Annotated in this window: 15 protein-coding genes, 4 pseudogenes and 1 riboswitch; of the genes and pseudogenes, 13 read left to right on the forward strand and 6 right to left on the reverse strand. The window is 57.7% G+C overall.

What is annotated here, in order from left to right; genetic code table 11:
- Positions 1-333 precede the first annotated feature (333 nt).
- The 4 genes and pseudogenes from ACT4MF_RS17965 to hcsS form a co-directional block, all read left to right on the forward strand.
- On the forward strand, positions 334-1,581 hold the full coding sequence (locus ACT4MF_RS17965; RefSeq protein WP_444683669.1) for a tyrosine-type recombinase/integrase: 1,248 nt from the start codon (positions 334-336) through the stop codon (positions 1,579-1,581).
- A 297-nt stretch (positions 1,582-1,878) separates the two neighbouring features.
- Positions 1,879-2,076 (forward strand): annotated as a pseudogene (locus ACT4MF_RS17970) (MarR family transcriptional regulator); the annotation flags it as partial.
- Positions 2,077-2,320: 244 nt separating this feature from the next.
- Positions 2,321-3,430 carry a peptidase gene (locus tag ACT4MF_RS17975; RefSeq protein WP_444683668.1) on the forward strand — a complete coding sequence of 370 codons (1,110 nt, stop codon included), beginning with the start codon at positions 2,321-2,323 and terminating at the stop codon, positions 3,428-3,430.
- Positions 3,431-3,501: 71 nt separating this feature from the next.
- Positions 3,502-3,624: pseudogene (hcsS, locus tag ACT4MF_RS17980) on the forward strand (halo-CC-star protein HcsS); the annotation flags it as partial.
- 43 nt (positions 3,625-3,667) lie between these two features.
- Here the strand turns inward: hcsS and ACT4MF_RS17985 are convergent.
- Entirely contained in the window at positions 3,668-4,081 is a 414-nt protein-coding gene (locus ACT4MF_RS17985; RefSeq protein WP_444683671.1) for an arsenate-mycothiol transferase ArsC, read from the reverse strand.
- A gap of 321 nt (positions 4,082-4,402) precedes the next feature.
- Here ACT4MF_RS17985 and ACT4MF_RS17990 point away from each other — a divergent pair.
- From ACT4MF_RS17990 to ACT4MF_RS18005, 4 genes and pseudogenes are all read left to right on the forward strand, one after another.
- Positions 4,403-5,040, forward strand: a pseudogene (locus ACT4MF_RS17990) (IS5 family transposase); the annotation flags it as partial.
- Between the two features lie 53 nt (positions 5,041-5,093).
- The gene (locus ACT4MF_RS17995) at positions 5,094-5,729 is read left to right on the forward strand and encodes an IS6 family transposase (RefSeq protein WP_444683667.1); all 636 of its coding nucleotides are present in this window, start codon (positions 5,094-5,096) and stop codon (positions 5,727-5,729) included.
- A gap of 57 nt (positions 5,730-5,786) precedes the next feature.
- Positions 5,787-8,798: a PAS domain-containing sensor histidine kinase gene (locus ACT4MF_RS18000; protein WP_444683666.1), complete on the forward strand. Its 3,012-nt coding sequence runs from the start codon at positions 5,787-5,789 to the stop codon at positions 8,796-8,798.
- 144 nt (positions 8,799-8,942) lie between these two features.
- A complete protein-coding gene (locus tag ACT4MF_RS18005; protein WP_444683665.1) occupies positions 8,943-10,592 on the forward strand; it encodes a sensor histidine kinase in 1,650 nt (549 codons plus the stop codon).
- Positions 10,593-10,716: 124 nt separating this feature from the next.
- Here the strand turns inward: ACT4MF_RS18005 and ACT4MF_RS18010 are convergent, their stop codons facing one another.
- Complete coding sequence (locus tag ACT4MF_RS18010) at positions 10,717-10,902, reverse strand: multidrug transporter (protein ID WP_512053327.1); 186 nt, start codon at positions 10,900-10,902, stop codon at positions 10,717-10,719.
- A gap of 139 nt (positions 10,903-11,041) precedes the next feature.
- Here ACT4MF_RS18010 and ACT4MF_RS18015 point away from each other — a divergent pair.
- Positions 11,042-11,146: pseudogene (locus ACT4MF_RS18015) on the forward strand (RNA-guided endonuclease InsQ/TnpB family protein); the annotation flags it as partial.
- A gap of 766 nt (positions 11,147-11,912) precedes the next feature.
- Here ACT4MF_RS18015 and ACT4MF_RS18020 read toward each other — a convergent pair.
- Positions 11,913-12,656, reverse strand: coding sequence for a cytochrome c biogenesis CcdA family protein (locus ACT4MF_RS18020; protein ID WP_444683663.1), 744 nt, complete (start codon positions 12,654-12,656; stop codon positions 11,913-11,915).
- A gap of 2 nt (positions 12,657-12,658) precedes the next feature.
- Positions 12,659-13,237: a TlpA family protein disulfide reductase gene (locus ACT4MF_RS18025; RefSeq protein WP_099256104.1), complete on the reverse strand. Its 579-nt coding sequence runs from the start codon at positions 13,235-13,237 to the stop codon at positions 12,659-12,661.
- 645 nt (positions 13,238-13,882) lie between these two features.
- On the opposite strand from ACT4MF_RS18025, the gene ACT4MF_RS18030 reads away from it, so the two are divergent.
- Together ACT4MF_RS18030 and ACT4MF_RS18035 are read left to right on the forward strand one after the other, a co-directional pair.
- On the forward strand, positions 13,883-14,038 hold the full coding sequence (locus tag ACT4MF_RS18030; RefSeq protein WP_444683662.1) for a hypothetical protein: 156 nt from the start codon (positions 13,883-13,885) through the stop codon (positions 14,036-14,038).
- 69 nt (positions 14,039-14,107) lie between these two features.
- Positions 14,108-14,554, forward strand: a complete 447-nt coding sequence (locus tag ACT4MF_RS18035; protein WP_444683661.1) for an ester cyclase — start codon at positions 14,108-14,110, stop codon at positions 14,552-14,554.
- Positions 14,555-14,642: 88 nt separating this feature from the next.
- On the opposite strand, the gene ACT4MF_RS18040 is transcribed toward ACT4MF_RS18035, so the two are convergent.
- Together ACT4MF_RS18040 and ACT4MF_RS18045 are read right to left on the reverse strand one after the other, a co-directional pair.
- Positions 14,643-15,071 carry a DUF7970 domain-containing protein gene (locus ACT4MF_RS18040; RefSeq protein ID WP_444683660.1) on the reverse strand — a complete coding sequence of 143 codons (429 nt, stop codon included), beginning with the start codon at positions 15,069-15,071 and terminating at the stop codon, positions 14,643-14,645.
- The gene (locus tag ACT4MF_RS18045) at positions 15,071-15,952 is read right to left on the reverse strand and encodes a ParA family protein (RefSeq protein ID WP_099256101.1); all 882 of its coding nucleotides are present in this window, start codon (positions 15,950-15,952) and stop codon (positions 15,071-15,073) included. Before ACT4MF_RS18045 ends, ACT4MF_RS18040 begins: the two co-directional genes overlap by 1 nt.
- Before the next feature lie 395 nt (positions 15,953-16,347).
- Positions 16,348-16,412: riboswitch (Fluoride riboswitch) on the forward strand.
- Positions 16,413-16,418: 6 nt separating this feature from the next.
- Here ACT4MF_RS18045 and ACT4MF_RS18050 point away from each other — a divergent pair.
- Positions 16,419-16,829: a fluoride efflux transporter FluC gene (locus ACT4MF_RS18050; RefSeq protein WP_444683659.1), complete on the forward strand. Its 411-nt coding sequence runs from the start codon at positions 16,419-16,421 to the stop codon at positions 16,827-16,829.
- On the forward strand, positions 16,829-17,185 hold the full coding sequence (crcB, locus tag ACT4MF_RS18055; RefSeq protein ID WP_444683658.1) for a fluoride efflux transporter CrcB: 357 nt from the start codon (positions 16,829-16,831) through the stop codon (positions 17,183-17,185). Before ACT4MF_RS18050 ends, crcB begins: the two co-directional genes overlap by 1 nt.
- Positions 17,186-17,282: the final 97 nt, after the last annotated feature.

Below are 17,282 nucleotides of genomic sequence, written 5' to 3' on the forward strand. Positions count from 1 at the left end.
TCGGTTCTTGATCCGCTAGTCACGCCGCGTTCAGCCGCCGACCCGTGCATAGGATTGATGGTATTCGCAACTCCACGCCTGGAATTTCGTATAGCGATATACGATATACAATATGCTATAATTCGGAATTTCGGTGGTAAGAGGCCCCAGATGTCCAATATCTCTCGATGGGCCGAATACAACAAGTGGTCCTGATTATGCTGGTAATCACGACCACTTTGAAGTACCCCGACGCCGTCAGTGAAGCACGAATGCTGCAACCGCCTCACGACGTCGCTTCCCCCGGGGTAGAGGCACCGAGAGCGGGCCCGCAGGAGGGTGGAGGGCCGGTGGATGCCTGATCGAGCGCTTTCGACGCCGCTCGACGACCGCTTCGAGCGCTACCTCCAGGACAAGGGGAAAGGCCGCGGCGGCGACGGCGGAAACTATCGACGAAACGCAGCCCGCGAGCTCGACCGGTTCGCTGAGTGGACCGCCGGCGACCGCGGCGACGACGACTGGACCGGGATCGTCCCTGACGACGCCGACCGGGAGCCGACCTTCGAGGACCTCAACGAACGCGTGTTCCGCGAATACGCCCGGCATCTCGCTGGAGACCGGGGACTCAAGCAGAACACGGTACAAACCTATTACCGCTATATCTCTGCGTGGTGCGGGTGGTGTGTCAACGAGGGCTATCTCGAGGCCCACTACGCGCAGCGGGCGAGTGCGATGGCGCCGCTGCCGGCAGACGACGGCCGCAAGCCCGGCGACCAGCAGGCGTGGACGTCCGAACAGCGCCACGCCCTCACCCGTTACGTCGACGAACAGGCCCGCGACGCCGTCGAGGCGTACACGACACTCCCGGAGGAACTGACTCCCCTCGATAAACAGCGAGCGCGCTACGCGGCGCTGAAGGCGGCTCGTGACCGAGCACTCGTCTTTGTCCTCGCGTACACTGCCGTGCGTGTTGGCGAACTACTCCGAGATCCAAATGACCCGCGCCGGCGTGGCGTTCGCTGGGAGGACCTCTCCCTTGAGGACGGGAGTATGGATGTCTATCGGAAGAAACAGCAGTGGGACGCCGCCAGTCTCCCCGATCCAGTGATTTCTCCGCTGCGAAGCTACCGAAAGCTGATGGACCCACCGACGGACCGCTGGCCGGTGTTTCCGACGTTCGACCCACGGACGCTCGCAGAACTCGTCCAGGAAGAGCTAGCCGAACGAGGGGAACGCCCAGAAGCAATCGGTGAACGACGTGAGGAGTACGCTCGCGACCTGCTGCTGGCGCTCGATGAGGACCTCCGGCCGCCGTCGATCACGACGGACGGCGCACGGTCGATTCTTCAGCGACTCTCAGAAACCGCAGAGATCGATATCGACCATCCAAAACACAACTATCTCGCCCCGCACGGTGGTCGTCGTGGGATGGGAGAAGTTCTCGTTCGAGCCTTTGGGTATACCATCGCGGCTCGATATCTCGATAACTCGGAGGAAATGGTGCGTGAGCGGTACTCACACATCGAGGCCGGCGAACTCGGCGATGTTGCCACCGAAGCGCTCTCAGAGGTCGATGGTTCGGTACACGAAAGCCACGAGTAGCTGATCAGGGAGCGCTATGCATCCGTTCTAGCACGGTAAACGACGGTTTTAGCTCGAGAATCGGATACGCGGGATAACTCTCCTCGATCTCTTCACTGTTCCGGCCGGACACCGCCGGCCGGTGGCTGACTTGGTCTCATTATCCGTTTCAACAGAGCTAGCGTTATTGACCTCCTCCCGCGCCTAAAGACGCAGGAATCCCACTAGAGGATGCGGAGGGTGTGAGGAACTTCGGCCAGGGTCGAGAACAAAGAGCGTCCCGGCCGTACTGTCATCCAGTGACACGGAATGGTACGGATGCCCGTGCCGGTTGACGAACTCACGAGTGACGATCAGTTCCCGATCAAGCCGGACACGAACGAGCACTGCGCTCTCAGCTTCCTTGTCGCACACCGCGAATACGGCTTCACCCCACGCGAAATCGCAGATCGAACAGCCCTCAGCAAGACCGCCACCTCGAGCACGATGGCTCGTCTCTTTGAGCACGGGCTTATCGAACGAGCAGACAACGTCTATTACGTCGACCCAAGCCGGGCCAGTGAACTCAAGCGACGGCTCGAATCGCTCGATTCACTCGTTCAATTCTTCGAGTCAGCACCTGACGACAACTACGCCGAGAAGGGCTGGGAACAGGAACTCCCGCCCTTCGATCCAAATAAAAAAGCGGATGCCTCGGAGAGCCGTTCTCACCTCCCTAGAGTTCGACACGATTTTGTTAGTTTCAAAGAATCGTGTTCGTATGGTCTCCCTCCAAGCGTCCCCGCCCCAGCTCGGGCCAGCCGTCGCTGCGCTCTTCGGACTCGTCCTGCTCGGAGTGATCGCCGGGGCAGTGGGAAGTGCTATCGTGCGTCGACTGTCAAATCCCGTCGGGAAGTATCGTCTCCTGTATGCCGGGGTGCTGTTTCCGGTGACGCTCCTCGCCTATGGTCTTCTGACACTACTCGGGTTCGGCCCCGCGCTCGTGGGGAGCGTCCCGAGCGTTCCAGATATCCTCGAACCGATCCTCACCAGCTTCGTTGAATTCCTCGCTGCGGGATTCGTCTGGATCGCCGCTTATGCACCCACAGTGCGTGGTGTTCGCGACGTTCGCGACATCGAACTGTCGACACGGTCTACACTTATGAAAATGGCCCGCTATACCATCGGATTGAGTGGGTTCGTTGCGGTGATAATCGCACCCCTGAAGGTCGTCTCATTTGGCGCCTCACCGCTCGGGTTTACGATCGGTCTAGCTCTCATGGGAGTCATCGTCCTCTACGCTTCCCCGTGGATCGTTCCCCTCCTGCGTGAGACGAGTGAACCGACTGGTGAGTCGGCCGAGCGACTCTCGACGCTTCGCACCCACGCTGGTCTCGACGTTCGAGATGTTCTCGTTCTCGACACCGATGACGAGGAGACAGCCAACACCCTCGCCCGTGGTCCTCCCGGGTACCGACGTCTATTCGTCACAAGCACGTTCCTGAACGCCTTTGATGACAAGATTGCGACGGCCCTGCTGGCGATCGAGGCTGGCCAGCTGCGATCGCACGTATTCGAAATCCGAGTGAGTACAGTCCTCACCGCCGGGATCGCGTTGATCGCCTCAGTTACTATGGGTCCACGATGGCTCCTTCTCGGCACATCGTTCGTGGTGCTACTCGTCGGGTTCTGGGCCTCCCGTCGTGGGATCCGGATGGCAGACGAGTATGCAGCCAAGCGAGTCGGCGCATCCACGGTTGCCGAAGCGCTCGAAAGATACGCCGAGATTCATGCGATGGAGCCGTCACGGCGGCGTATACCGAACCCGCTCTCGGTGAACGTCGCGCTCGGGGACCGAATTGACCGCCTCGATAATGGGACTAGCGCTTGAAAGTGTTACATTTCTCGGAGCAGAGAGAGTGAACCCGCGTTGCTAAAATGTACATCAGGGGAGATATACAGCAAGAGTCCTCCTCGGAGTTCGCGTTCACTACCATAGTGATGCAGTGTAACGAGGCGGTCGGCGACGAGACCGGTGTCGACTATGGGAGCGTCTGCGGCGCCGACGACGACGGCTGCTGTTAGCGGAGGTCACAGAGGTCGTTCCGGCTGACGACCCTGCCAATCGTCACTCCGCGGACAGCGTCTGCGACAGGAGTTCGTCGAACAGCGAGACGACACGTTCTTTGATCTCGTCACGGATCTCACGAACCTGCTCGATCGGACGCTCGTGGGGATCGTCGAGCCCCCAATCGCGATTCTCGCCGTTCCACGTCGCCGGGCACACGTCCGATGCCGAACACCCCATCGTGACGACGAGATCGACCGCCTGTAGCTCGTCCGGCGTCACCTCTCGCGGCGTTCGGTCGCTGAGATCGATGTCTCGCTCTCTCATTGCTTCGACGACAATCTCGTGGACGTGGTCCGCGGGCTGTGTGCCACCGGTCACGATCGTAATCTGATCGCCCACACCGCGACGGTCGCGCTCGCGCTCAGCGAACGCCGCCGCCATTTGGCTCCGTCCTGCGTTTTGGACGCACACGAACGCGACCTGGTGGTCCGTCCGCTCATCGGATTCAGTCACACCTCCACAAGCGAGTGGGATCGGTATAGCTGTTACTTCAGGCACAACGGCTCTTGATAGGCTATCTGAGAAGTACTCTCAGACCCGTGTTGAGCTATTGGGACGTATACACATCACTATATGTTCTCAAGTCGACGGCATCGATTCTGCTGTTTATGAGTGATAGTTTGCCGGTTACTCTAGGATTCGTTTGTGTACAGAATGCTGGTCGCAGTCAGATGGCAACAGCGTTCGCCGAACGCGAGCGTGACCGTCGTGGACTCGAAGACAGTGTTGAGAGGTGGCGTCGGATTCGCCGACTGTGTGCTTGTTTCCTCCATTGTCTGCGGATTTACCTCGATTCACCCTACCGCATGACAATCGACTTACTCAAAGAGATGCCGCAAATAACCGGAGATTCCGGCCTCAACGCGGCCGATCTTCCTGCGCCGCCCATGTTGTGTAAGGCGTTCGACCGGATCCGCATGAGCGTCTGTCGAGTGCTGCTGCGCCAGTCGACGCAGCTGCACGACCTCTCTGAACACGCCGCGATCGACGCCACGTTCTACGACCGCTCACCAGCCAGCCGCCACTACTGCCAGCGAATCAGCTACCGTGTTCAGAAGCTGAAAGTCACGAAGCTCTTCGATACAGCGTCTCAAGCCGTCCTTGACGAACACTGCTCAACGAACCGGGAAGGAAGCGACGCAGACCTTGCTGAGCAGATCGCCCGCCGGAACGCGGTCGATCTGCGGTCTCTCGCGGCCGATAAAGGCTCTGACAAACAATCGCTCCGCAAAGGATTACGCGATCTCGGCATCAGACCGCTGGCCAAGCACCGTATCTTCGCTCCGTACGACCACGCACACAACGCCAGAATCGATGATACCCGCTACAATCAGCGCTCGATGGGTAAAACCGTGAGCTCGGCTGTGAAGGCGGTGTTCAGATAAGAATTGAAAAGTGAGGCGGTACGTTTTCAAAGTGATTTATGCCCGAAAACGACCGCCTCAGCGGCTGTTTAGACGAGATCAACTTAGAGTTTGTGGAGCGAGAGGCAACACCGAAGCTGTTGATGAAGCTCAGTATTCAGCTTCATTTAGCAGGATTGTCGCTTTCGAATACTGTTTTGTTTCTTGAGGTATTTGGTGTTGATCGGGTTCGATCTACCGTTCATAACTGGGTTCACAAGGCCGATTTACAGCCGGAATCTGGTCGGTGCCCGAATCACGTTGCGGTCGATGAAACAGTGATTCAACTTGAGGATGAGCAATATTGGCTGTACGCCGCTGTCGATCCCAATTCAAACGATTTGCTCCATACAAAGCTTGAACCGACAAGAACGAACATGATCGCAGGTCAGTTTTTCGCGGAACTCCGCGAAAAACACGATGTAGATGACGCGATCTTTTTCGTTGATGGAGCGGTTCCACTTCACCGAGCTTGTGACAAACACGACCTCGATTTCAGATACGAACGACATGGAAATCGGAACAGCATCGAACGTATTTTTCGTGAGGTAAAACGCAGAACAACCAGTTTCTCAAACTGTTTCAGCAACGCCAAAGCAGAAACTGCTGATAAGTGGCTTAGATCGTTCGCGTTCGCATGGAATCAGCTTATCTGAACACTACCGCTCGATCGCCCTCCAGATTTATATGCCACTTCGAATTATTATTCGAGCATGGTCGCCCCCGATGGCGGGAATACTACTTCCTCGAGACCGCCGGGTAACAAAGAGCCTATTTCTATTCTTCACGTTGATGACCACGTTGACTTCGCCGAGATGGCTGCCCAGTTCCTCGAAAGGGATAATGAGCGGTTCGATGTTGAAACGGCACCCAGTGCGAGTGAAGGGCTTGAGCGACTTTCCGAAGCGGAGGTTGATTGCATCGTCAGCGATTACGAGATGCCCGGCATGGATGGCCTGGAATTTCTGAAAGCGGTGCGCGAAACGCACCCCGACCTGCCGTTCATCCTATTCACCGGGAAGGGCAGCGAGGAAGTCGCGGGTGACGCCATTTCGGCCGGCGTCACCGATTACCTCCAAAAGAAGTCCGGCGCTGACCAGTACACGGTCCTGGCCAACCGTGTCGAAAACGCAGTCAACCAGACCAGAGCGGAATACCGCCTCGAGGAAACTCAGCGACGCTTCCGGACGCTGCTCAGCAACGTTCCGGGGATAGCCTATCGCTGTCGAAACGAGCGTAGCTGGCCGATGCTCTTCGTCAGCGATGGCTGTACCGAACTCACGGGATACGAGCCGTCGGACCTCTTCGACGGCAACGTCAGTTACGGTCGAGACATCATGCATCCGGACGACCATGACCGAGTCTGGGACTCTATCCAAGATGCTCTGGAGGCGCGAGAGCCGTTCCGCGTCGAATATCGTATCCGGACTGCTGATGGCGCGGAGCGGTGGGTCTGGGAGCAGGGCCAGGGCGTGTTCGAAGACGGCGAGGCCGTCGCACTCGAGGGGTTCATCACAGACGTAACGCAGCGAAAGGAGTCCCAGGAACAACTCGAGTACCAGTCCTCGCTGCTGGAGGCCCAGATGGAGACGACGATCGACGGGCTACTCGTCGTCGACGAGGACCGCTCGATCGTCTCCTACAACGATCGGTTCGGGGAGATGTGGGAGATTCCCGAAGAGGTGGTCGAGACGGAATCGGACGAAGCGTTGTTGGACTGGGTCGTCGAGCACAAACTCGCAGACTCGGACGCGTTCATGGAGTTGGTCGAAGACCTCTACGAACGCCCCGAAGAAACGAGTCGCGATGAAGTCCAGCTCACGGACGGTCGGGTCTTCGACCGCTATTCGGCTCCCGTCATCGGTGACGCCGGCAGCAACTACGGTCGCCTGTGGGCATTCCGCGACATCACCGAGCGCAAAGAGCGCGAGCGGGAACTCGAACGACAGGAGTTCCTGTTCGGCCGTGTCCAGGACATCGCCGACGTCGGTGTCTGGGAGTACGATCCCCAGACGGATGATCTCACTTGGTCCGACGGCATCCGTCGCATCCACGGGGTTGATGATGACTACGAACCGACCTTAGCGGACGCGATCGACTTCTATCACCCCGACGATCGCGACGAGATCTCCGCTGCAGTCACCCGTGCAATCGAGGCCGGAGAAGAGTTCGACCTCGAATTGCGCATCGTCCGTCCCGACGGCACGATCCGGGCCATCCATACATGGGGCGAAGTCGGCCTGGACAAACACGGGGAGACGGAACTCGTTCGAGGCGTCTTTCAGGACATTACCGAACGCAAGGAACGCGAGCGGGAACTCCAGATCTACGAGTACGCCTGTAAATCCGCCCTGAGCGGCATCGCGATCGCGAATTTAGATGGCGAGTTGCGTTCCGTGAACCCCGCCCTCTGTGAGATGTGGGGATACGAAGAGGCAGCGGATGTCGTCGGGCGATCAGTCACTGACTTCTGGGCCGACCCCGAGGCCGCTGCGAACGTTGCCCAGCCGATTCAAGAGACGGGGAGTTGGGAAGGCGAACTCCGAGCAGTTCGCGACGACGGCACCACCTTTGAAGCCTACTGTTCGGTAAGCTATGTGACCGATGAGGAGGGCGAACCGATCGCGCTGATGTCGTCGTTCGTCGATATCACCGAGCGAAAGCGACACGAACAGGAACTCGAAGAGGAGCGCGAAAAATACGCGACTCTGGTCGAGCAGAGCCACGACGGCGTCGTGATCGTGCAGAACCACGAGTTCGTCTTCGTCAACTCTCGGCTGGCGGACATCACCGGCTACGACGAAGCAGAACTCCTGGGGATGACGTTCGCTGATATCATCGCGCCGGAGGACCGACAACTCCTCCGGGACCGATACGAACGACGACTTGATCCGGACGCCGACTTGCCCCCCTCGCGGTATACTGTGACCTTCGAGACCAAGGACGGACGCGAGCGAGTCGCGGAAGTCAGTGCCGCCGCCATCCGGTATGAGGGCGCGTCGGCCGACCTCGCGTCGGTCCGGGACGTAACCGAGCGGCAGCGGTACGAAGACGAGTTGGAGCAGATCAACGAGGAACTGGAGATGCTGAACCGCGTCGTTCGCCACGACATCCGCAACGGCATGGCGGTCATGCTCGGGTGGGGCGAACTGCTCGAAGACCACGTCGACGACGCGGGAGCGGAGCACCTCGAGAAGATTCTCACGAGCGGTGAACACATTGTCGAGCTCACAGAGATCGCCCGTGACTACGTCGAGACGCTGACGAGCGACGAGGAGGTCGACATCAAACCAATGGGGTTACGGCAGGTACTAACGACCGAAATCGCCCTTCGTCGAGAGGCGCACGCGGATGCAGAGATCAGCATCGACGAACCGATTCCAGATGTCGACGTTCGGGCGAATGAGATGCTCTCCTCGGTGTTTCGGAACCTCTTGAACAACGCCGTCCAGCACAACGACAAGGACACGCCGATAGTCGAGGTCACTGCCGAGGAACGAGACGACGACGTGTACATGGAAGTCGCCGATAACGGACCGGGGATTCCTGAAGACCAACGCGAGCAGATCTTCGGGAAAGGCGAGCGGAGTCTCGAAAGCAGTGGCACGGGCATCGGTCTCTATCTAGTACAGACGCTCGTCGATCAGTACGGCGGTGAGGTTCAGGTCGAGGACAACGAGCCGGAGGGCGCAGTGTTCACCGTTACACTTCCGAAAGCGGATTGAGATCGGCGGCACCCTCTCCTCGTCGACGACTCCGCGTAACTGCCAGAAGTCCCGTGCTGCATACAGGGTGCGTCTCTCGCAGGGTATCAAGACCAAGCACATCGATGACGCCAGAGTGATATTCACGGCTCTAATACATCCGCTATGGCGGTCTTACCAGCATCTTCGCTCTTCTTGCTCTATGTTGGTGTGTTTTTGCTGGCCGCACTCGCCTGTTTTGTGAGCGTCACACGACTTCATCATATCACCGACGCAGACACGCGACGAGGCTTGTGGGCCCTCCTATTGACGAGTGGCGGGTGGGCGGCTGCTCACGTCGGTTTTCTGGTCTCCCCGACAACAGCACTCAAACTCGGGTGGTACACCCTCGGACTGGTGCTAGGTCTCGCGGCAGTCGGGGCATGGCTCTACTTCTGTTCTGCATACACCGGCCGTACCTACCACCGAAACCCAACATATCGTCGCCTCGCTATCGCCGTCTACGTCGCACTCGTCGCGGTGAAGATCACCAACCCCCTCCACCACGAATACTTCACAACGACAGCCGTCGCTACCCCGTTCCCCCATCTGTCCGTGTACACGGGGGCACTCCACTGGACCGCGATGGGGCTCTCGTACGCTCTCGCCTTCGTTGGCTACTTCATGCTCCTGGAACTGTTCACGCAGATCGACCTCGACACACGGGCGCTCTTCGGTCTCGTCGGAATCACTGGCCTCCCCGTCGTGTTGGATCTTGTCGGGTACACCACGCCCTACCTCATCGACATCACGTACGAGCCGCTGGGGGTCGCCGTCTTCGCCGTTGGTGTTGCGTTCATCTACATCGACCAGTTCGAGGCCATCCAACTGGCCGCCGAACGGGACACACCAGTCATCGCACTTGACGCGGACAATTACATCCGGGACACGAATCGTGCTGCGCGGACCCTGTTCCCCGAGCTCGACGGAGCAGAGCGTCTCTCTCTGGAGACAACACTGCCGCGGATAGCCGACTGCCTCGACAGCGATACGACCATTCTGAAGATCCAGCAGGAGGGCTCTACGCGGTATTACCGTGTGACGGAGACCCCCTATGGGACGGTCACATCGGGTCTCGGTCGAACTATCGTGCTCACGGATGTGACCGACCGTGAGCGATACCGCGAGGAGTTAGAGCGGCAGAATGAACGCCTCGAACAGTTCGCCAGTTTAGTGAGCCACGACCTCCGCAATCCACTCAGCGTGGCCACAGGGCGGTTCGAGTTACTTCGCGAAGAGATGGCATTGTCGGAAGAGAATGACAACGTAGCGGCCGTCGAGCGAGCATTGGACCGGATGGACGATCTGATCGACCAGATACTCACGCTTGCCCGTGAGGGACAACCGGTCGAGCAGTGGGACGCCGTGTTACTCTCGTCGATCGCGAATAAGAGCTGGGAGATGGTCGAAACGGACACTGCCGAATTGCGGGTTGATGACGACATGACATTCAAAGCCGACCCGGTACGAGTCCAACGACTGTTGGAAAATCTGTTTCGGAACGCACTCGACCACGGCGACCCGGACGTGACGGTCACCGTTGGAGCGCTTCCCGATCGACCGGGATTCTACGTGTCCGACGACGGGCCTGGTATCCCCGAAGAAGACCGGGATTCCGTGTTCGAGCCAGAATATACAACTCGCAAGGAGGGTACCGGGTTTGGGCTCGCTATCGTCGCCGAGATGGTCACTGCGCATGGGTGGACGATTCAGGTGACCGAGAGCGAGACGGGTGGTGCTCGCTTCGAGATTCTCGGTGTCGAATCCATGGAGTGAGCCGGTTGACAGGTCCAGTCTGTTCTGGTGAACTGGCTCTGTTGAAATCCTATTATTCAGACATATTATCGTCTGAAACAGCCAGTCGATTAGAGCTGTGTCTCTCTTGGTCGGGGAGATGGCATCAGCGACGCTGATAAAGCGTCCACCCCACTGCGAGGATAACGCAGACAACCCCGATGACAAAGGGAGCGATCTCGTCGGACTCTCCGAATCTCCAGCCAAAGACGACGTATCCAACGATAGCGATGAGAGCAACAAGTGCGCCGACGTACTGTAACGGTTTTGACTGTGAAGGGCGACCGGGCATATTACGTCTCCGTTACTCAGGTGACAAATAGTTTGTTTATACTGACCACAACTGAGTCAGGAAATGTTACTTTCTGAGGGTTTCAACAGAGCCGGTGAACTCATCCTCTGTATGCAGCAAACCCGCTGAGGTTTCCGCCGGCGTGCGCTTGAACAGCGGGACGCTGAACGCGAACGGAGAATATGACACTCCTGCCGGGAAACCGGCCAGAGCGGGAGTCAACGCTGAAAGCCCACGGCTGTAGCCGTGGGTTAGCTTACTGTCAAGCGTTTAGACACCGGCCTCGACCCACGGTGGTGACTCCACACTGGTGTTACCGGTCCGGCTGAACCGGACTCTTTCCGTGATTACCCGTGGTCCAGAGCGGTACGCGACCGTTTGTTTCGTCTTGATCTGCTGGACGTATCCCCGCTGATTCACAAGTAGTGTCATCGACGCATTTGAAGCGACGTGCGTGTCGTTCAGATCCGCCGTCACACGGTGGAATTGGGTCCCGTCTCGGGTGAACGACTCGACTGTTGTGTTCTGCCGGGTACTGTATCTGTAGATGAGTTGCCGATGGAGCGCCCTATTGAGTCTAACCGAGGTGTTGAGTAGCTGGACTTGCCGGGTTTGGACCTCCGTACCTGATTCGACACGAACGGTCGTCTCGTTTCCGTGTCGCCACGCTGAGATTCGTTCTGGAGCCTGCCGATAGCTTCTCGGCGCATCGCCGGTGGCTGTTGTATTCCGGGTTGCGAGCGCCCGTACTGGCCGCCGCGGATCAACGTGCCACGACCGATTGACCGTAGCGGTGAATGTGTTGTTAGCATCTCGAATTGTTGTTGTCGATCGGACGGTGAACGGTTGCGATCGAAGTGTTGCAGTATGCGCTTGAGTCAACGTGCTCGTGTCCGTCACATCATCCGCGGTCAATTCAGGGGCGGACTGTGAGATGTTGGTTGGTGCAGTACATCCTGCAACGAGCAGCAGACAGACGACACAGGCAGTCACCAACTGGATAGACCGTTTCACTGAGGCAACACCTCCGGGAAACCGTAGAAGTAATAGTAGATCTCTGCGGCACCAGAACAGACGAGAAGCCCGCCGGCGATCCGATAGATCGTCCGGGTGTGAGATCTGAGCGTGGCCGTGATCGACGAGCCACCGAGGGACGTTACGCACGTGAATACGGCAAGCATCGAGCTCATTCCGACCGCATAGGTGAGTGCACTGGCAGCACCGAGTAGCGGACCTGCAGACATCCCCTGAAGGATAATGGCGATGAACAACGGCGCAGTACACCCCGCCGCAGCACCGGCGTACAGCGCACCGAAGACGAAGAACCCGCTGAGTGAGCGTTTTCGCTCTGGAAGTCGGACGATCGACTGAGACGGCTTCCAGTCAGCCACCATCAGGCTCCCGGCGACAACGAAGAAGCTTCCAACGACGAGTTCCATCAGTGCGATTTCAGCCAGCGCTTGTGCACCGAGAAACGCTGTTGTGCCTGCTAGACTACCGTACACGACCGTCATCCCGGCCCCAGCGAACGCACTGAAGAGCACCGCACGAGTGAGCGGGCGGCGGATCCGTGCGACCACTGTACTTGTCCCTGTTGCAGAAGCCGGGGAGCCACCATCAACAGCAGATACAGTATCACTCAGAAAATACGAGAGGTATCCGGGGAGTAGCGGAAAGGCACACGGGGCGAAGAAGGTCGCTGCTCCAGCCGAAAAGGAAAGACCAAACAGGGACGAAAGTGCAAGTCCAGCCATCCTCACGCCTCCAGTAGCGACTCAACCACGGAGTTGAACTCCTCGAATGTCCGTGCGCTGACTGCTGGTTCGTCCCCAATTGCAGGAGTTCCATCACTGTCGAATACGAGATTCGTCGGGTAGCTATTCGCGTTCCATCGGTCAGTCGCAACTAACCCTGGATCCTTCACTACTGGCCACGTGCCTTCGTATTCGTCCCAAAACTGCTTGATGAGCGTCTCGTCCACTTCCGGTGTGATCGAGATCATATGAAGTGTCTCAGTGTCGTATGCGGCCCGCAACTTGCGGAAATCCGGCATCTCCTCCTGACACGGGCGACACCACGTCGCAAAGAAGTTCAGCAGTACAATTTTCCCGTCTGGTTTGAGTGTGACCTCACCATCGGGAAACTCATCATGCGTGACGACAGACGGGAGAGCTAACTTAGAATTCGCGTCTGTCTCGCTGTTCTCGGCTGTTGTGTCGGGTGGAGACTGTGACGTTGTTGTCGTGGGAGACCCACGACTCCCACACCCCGTCAGGCTTACTGCGAGTCCGGTACTCACCGTTGCAAGGAATCCTCTGCGGTTACTGGAGGACATACGCTGTCTGTGAAATTCTGAATTGGACGTTTATATCCTGTCTGGAAAGTAAAACCCGCATTTTACCCTCTCTGAACGACTTCGTGTGTGCAACTGTCCGGATCACGAGGATACGGTTACGTCGAGTTTGCTTCGCCACACGTACGTGCGACTGCCCCACTGAAACGAGGAGGCACAGATACCGACGACGAGGAGCGGGAACACCGGTACAACGATGGAAACGACAGCACTACTGTCCACCGCCGCAGACCCACTTTCCAATAGCGCAGTAGTCCGATTCCCGTTCCGACAGCGAGGCAGGTAAGCGAGAACAAGGTCGCGCCCAGCGTGAACAGCAGTAAGGCGACGAGGAAAACCGCCGTCTCCGTGGGAGCGGACAGAGTTGATGTCTTTGCGAAGCGGGAAAGTCAGTGATAGATCGCCGAGAGGGAACCATCAACGCGGCTCGATCGAAGGCGTGTCGTGTCCGACCATACGTCGTTGACGTACTGACTCAACAGGGATCTATCACTGGAGACGTGGCTCTCTGGTGCGAACGGATACGACGGCACAAAACGGTTCGGTACTGGTGTCCAGCCGACGATCGCCGTCGGTGAGCCTGTTGCCGATGCCTTGGCGTTCGCTCCAGCGGTGATCCACGTGCTGATGATGAACGTCCACTCGGACTGGACGGGCCACGGTGATGAACACAAGGTGGCCGCCGTCGACGATGTCGAAGAGTACGCCTACAAGGAGCCGAGCGAGCCCTCCAACGTCGGCAGCGGTATTTTCTCAGTCCATTCACCGTATGCAACGCGGTAGTCCTACCAACTGCTGAGCGTTCAGCGGAACAAATACTAACAATCGCACACACGGGACCACCATACGACGATGACTGACTCGTCAAACGCTAGGCGGATGCGTCAGCTCTTCGAGGAGGCATGGACAGACGGCGATCTCGAGGTGATCGATGAGATCGTCGCTGATGGGTTCGTCTTTACTCGCGGCGGAGAGATCCAGACGGGTGGCCCAGAACTCTACAAGAGTCTCATTCGCACTACACGAGAGATGTTCCCCGACATGGAGTACAGAGTAGACGACGTCATCGTCGGCGACGGCGGTGACGCTGTCACGGTCCGCTGGACGGTGACGGCAACCCACGAAGGCGGATACAAGGGCGTCGAACCGACCAACCAGACCATTGAGATGGAAGGTCTCGAGCTCAACAAATTCGAGGACGGCCGGCTCGTCGAAACGTGTACCTATCCACACTGGGTGGGATTCCTTGAAGACGTCGGGGTGCTTCCGCTGACTGATTCTCCTGAAACGAATACCTGATCCGAACGTACCGCGTGAACACGACCCTTCCGGCGTCGTTGATCGCTCTGTCCCTCCGTGAGCGCGTCACTGTGCTACTGGTCCCGCCTTAGTCGAGAGCGTACCCCCATTCCTCAAGCACGTCGACGACATCGTCCGCGTGCTGGAGGCCGACCAGTAACGCTGCCTCGCGGAGATCAGCCTTCCGGACACTTTCTCCGAGTCGGCTCTCAATAATCGACTTCTGTGTCCGCTGGACGCTCAGCGTCTCCTCTTGGAGGTGAAGCTGGACTGTCTGTTCGCGCCCGTCAGTGATGCTATTCCGGCGTAACACCCAGGGGATCTCACTCCTTGCTGTGTCGTTTCCGCCACTTTCGTCGGCGCTTCCAGCTCCAGTCTCTGTCGCCACCTCGGCTGTTTGCCCTTCGTCGCTGTTCGCGTCTGCATCAGACGAAGCAGCTGCTTCGACTTCCGGCTCACCGCTGTCCGCTTCCTCGTCGTCCCACCCGTTGACGGTACCCTCTTTGAATCCCCCCATCAGACGGTCACCTCCTCAGGATCTTCCAGCGCGCCTGGTTCAGGCGGAGCGGGGGCAGTAATTCCGCCTTGGGTCTCAAGGAAGCGAGCGATTCGATCGAACTTTGCCAGCGTATCAACCTCGTAGTCCCGGCGTCGACTCCGGTGGGTTCGCACGAACTCGAACGCGCTACACTGGTGTCGCCAGCAACCTTCCATCATCGACGTCCGATCGCCGATCACCTCGGGAACTTCGAAGGGCACGTCCTCGACGATCTCGTTTTGATCTTTCGTTCCCTTGAACTCGATTGGGACCGCTCCGAGGACGCCGACTTCGATATTCAACTCGTCCGCAAAGTTCGTCGCGAGTTCCTCTAAGCCTTCAACGGACGCCTCTCCCTTCGCTGACGGCTCAAACGGAATGAGGAGGTTTCTCGTCGCATAAATCGCGTTATAGAGGTGATCTGACTCCGTCGCCGGGGGATCACAGATGAGGACGTCATACCGGTCTGGCACATCATTTTCAACGAGAACACGGCGGAGCTGCGCGTAGATGTTGTACGCATCGCCGAAGTCTTCTGCCCGGCTTTTCTCGCGGGCTAAGTGGTCGGAGAGATCCGAGAGGGTGTTGTGTTCCGGAATGATGTCGATGCCCTCTGCCGTTCGAATCAGATCGTCGAAGTCACCACCTGGGTTATCGACGAGGTGTCTGACAAGACTATCTGCAGATGAGTCACTCCGGTCGTCGTCGACGTCGAACAGTCGGCTGAGGTTCCCGTCTTGGGGGTCTAGCGGGATCACCAGCACATCGAGCCCAGCCCGGGCGTGCGCACAGGCGATGTTCGCTGTCAACGACGTTTTCCCAACGCCGCCAGCCTCGCTGTAAACTGTGTACGAGAGCATACGGTATGATCAGACACTACCCACATAAACGTACGTCAGACACACATCTGTAGTAATTGTCTAATTGAGTTATCAATGTGAGAAGTATGTCTTATATATCTAAGATAGATGTCTAAGGTACAGAAACAAGATAGACATGTATCCTACTCATAAATGGAATACACCGAATACATCAGCACGACACAGATCCGCTGTTCTGTTCAAAATCCTCAAGCTACGGCACCTTCCTGTGCTATATTGAATACGAATAATTCATTCAGTAATAATTTGTTTTAATTCACACTGCTACGAGTCTTCCGCTGGATCGAGAGTGCGTACTAACCGTGTACCCAACCAAGTTTCAATCACAAAATTAACAACGTCACTTCCGATACTCAGACCAACGCCCCCTTGTGGGCTGTTCGGGCGATGGAGTCCGCCTGTCCCAACCGCCACTCCGGCTGATGACTCCTACCAAACATCAGCCATGGCTCAAACACACCCTCTCAAACACGCAGAATCGATCATTGTAGTCGGTATCGGCGGGTTCGCCGGTTCGAACCTCCGGTACTTCGTCGAACTCATCCTTCCCAGTTCGATGGCGGCCACAATTTCGGCCAATATTTTGGGTTGTTTTGTCCTTGGGTTCCTCATTTACGAGGAACTATTCAGCGGGACGATTTCAAGCCCCAGCAGGACGCTGATGGCAACTGGGTTCATTTCCTCGTTCACCACCTATAGCACGTTTATAGTCGACGCACTTACCACGAACCCACTGGTCGCGATCGGTTACATCATTGGGAGTTACGCATCGGGATTTGTAGCCGTCTTGTTCGGTCGTGAGGTGGCCCGGTGGATTATCACTACCATGCCTTCAACAGCGGAGGGCGGTAACTGATGGAGCCTGCACATCTCCTCGGTACTGGTGGGGCGATCGGCGCGGTGTTACGCTACACAGTTGACCAGCTGATAGTCCACGACAGGTTCCCTTTTTCGACGCTCACCGTGAACGCGGTGGGGAGTTTCGTGCTTGGATTCGTCGCGTTCGCCGGGGTCAGTAGTGACCTCGCTCTCTTTGTTGGTGCTGGGGCGTGTGGTTCCTTTACGACGTACTCTTCGTTTTCGGTGCAAACCGTCCGATTATGGGAGACGGGCGACAGACTACGCGCGGTCATCTACGCGGTCGGGACGCTCGGATTGTGCCTTCTCGTCGCGGGGATTGGCGCTGGGATTGCGATTGTCCTCCAGTCGTAAAGCAATGGGTGACCCTTCGAGGTCGCGTTAAGTTAGAGAATGAGGCGCTCGACTTCAGAGTGTCTATGGCCGAAACCGAGCGCCTCAGCGAACGTAT

The organism is Halorubrum sp. FL23 (assembly GCF_052439115.2).
Classification (GTDB): Archaea; Halobacteriota; Halobacteria; order Halobacteriales; family Haloferacaceae; genus Halorubrum; species Halorubrum persicum.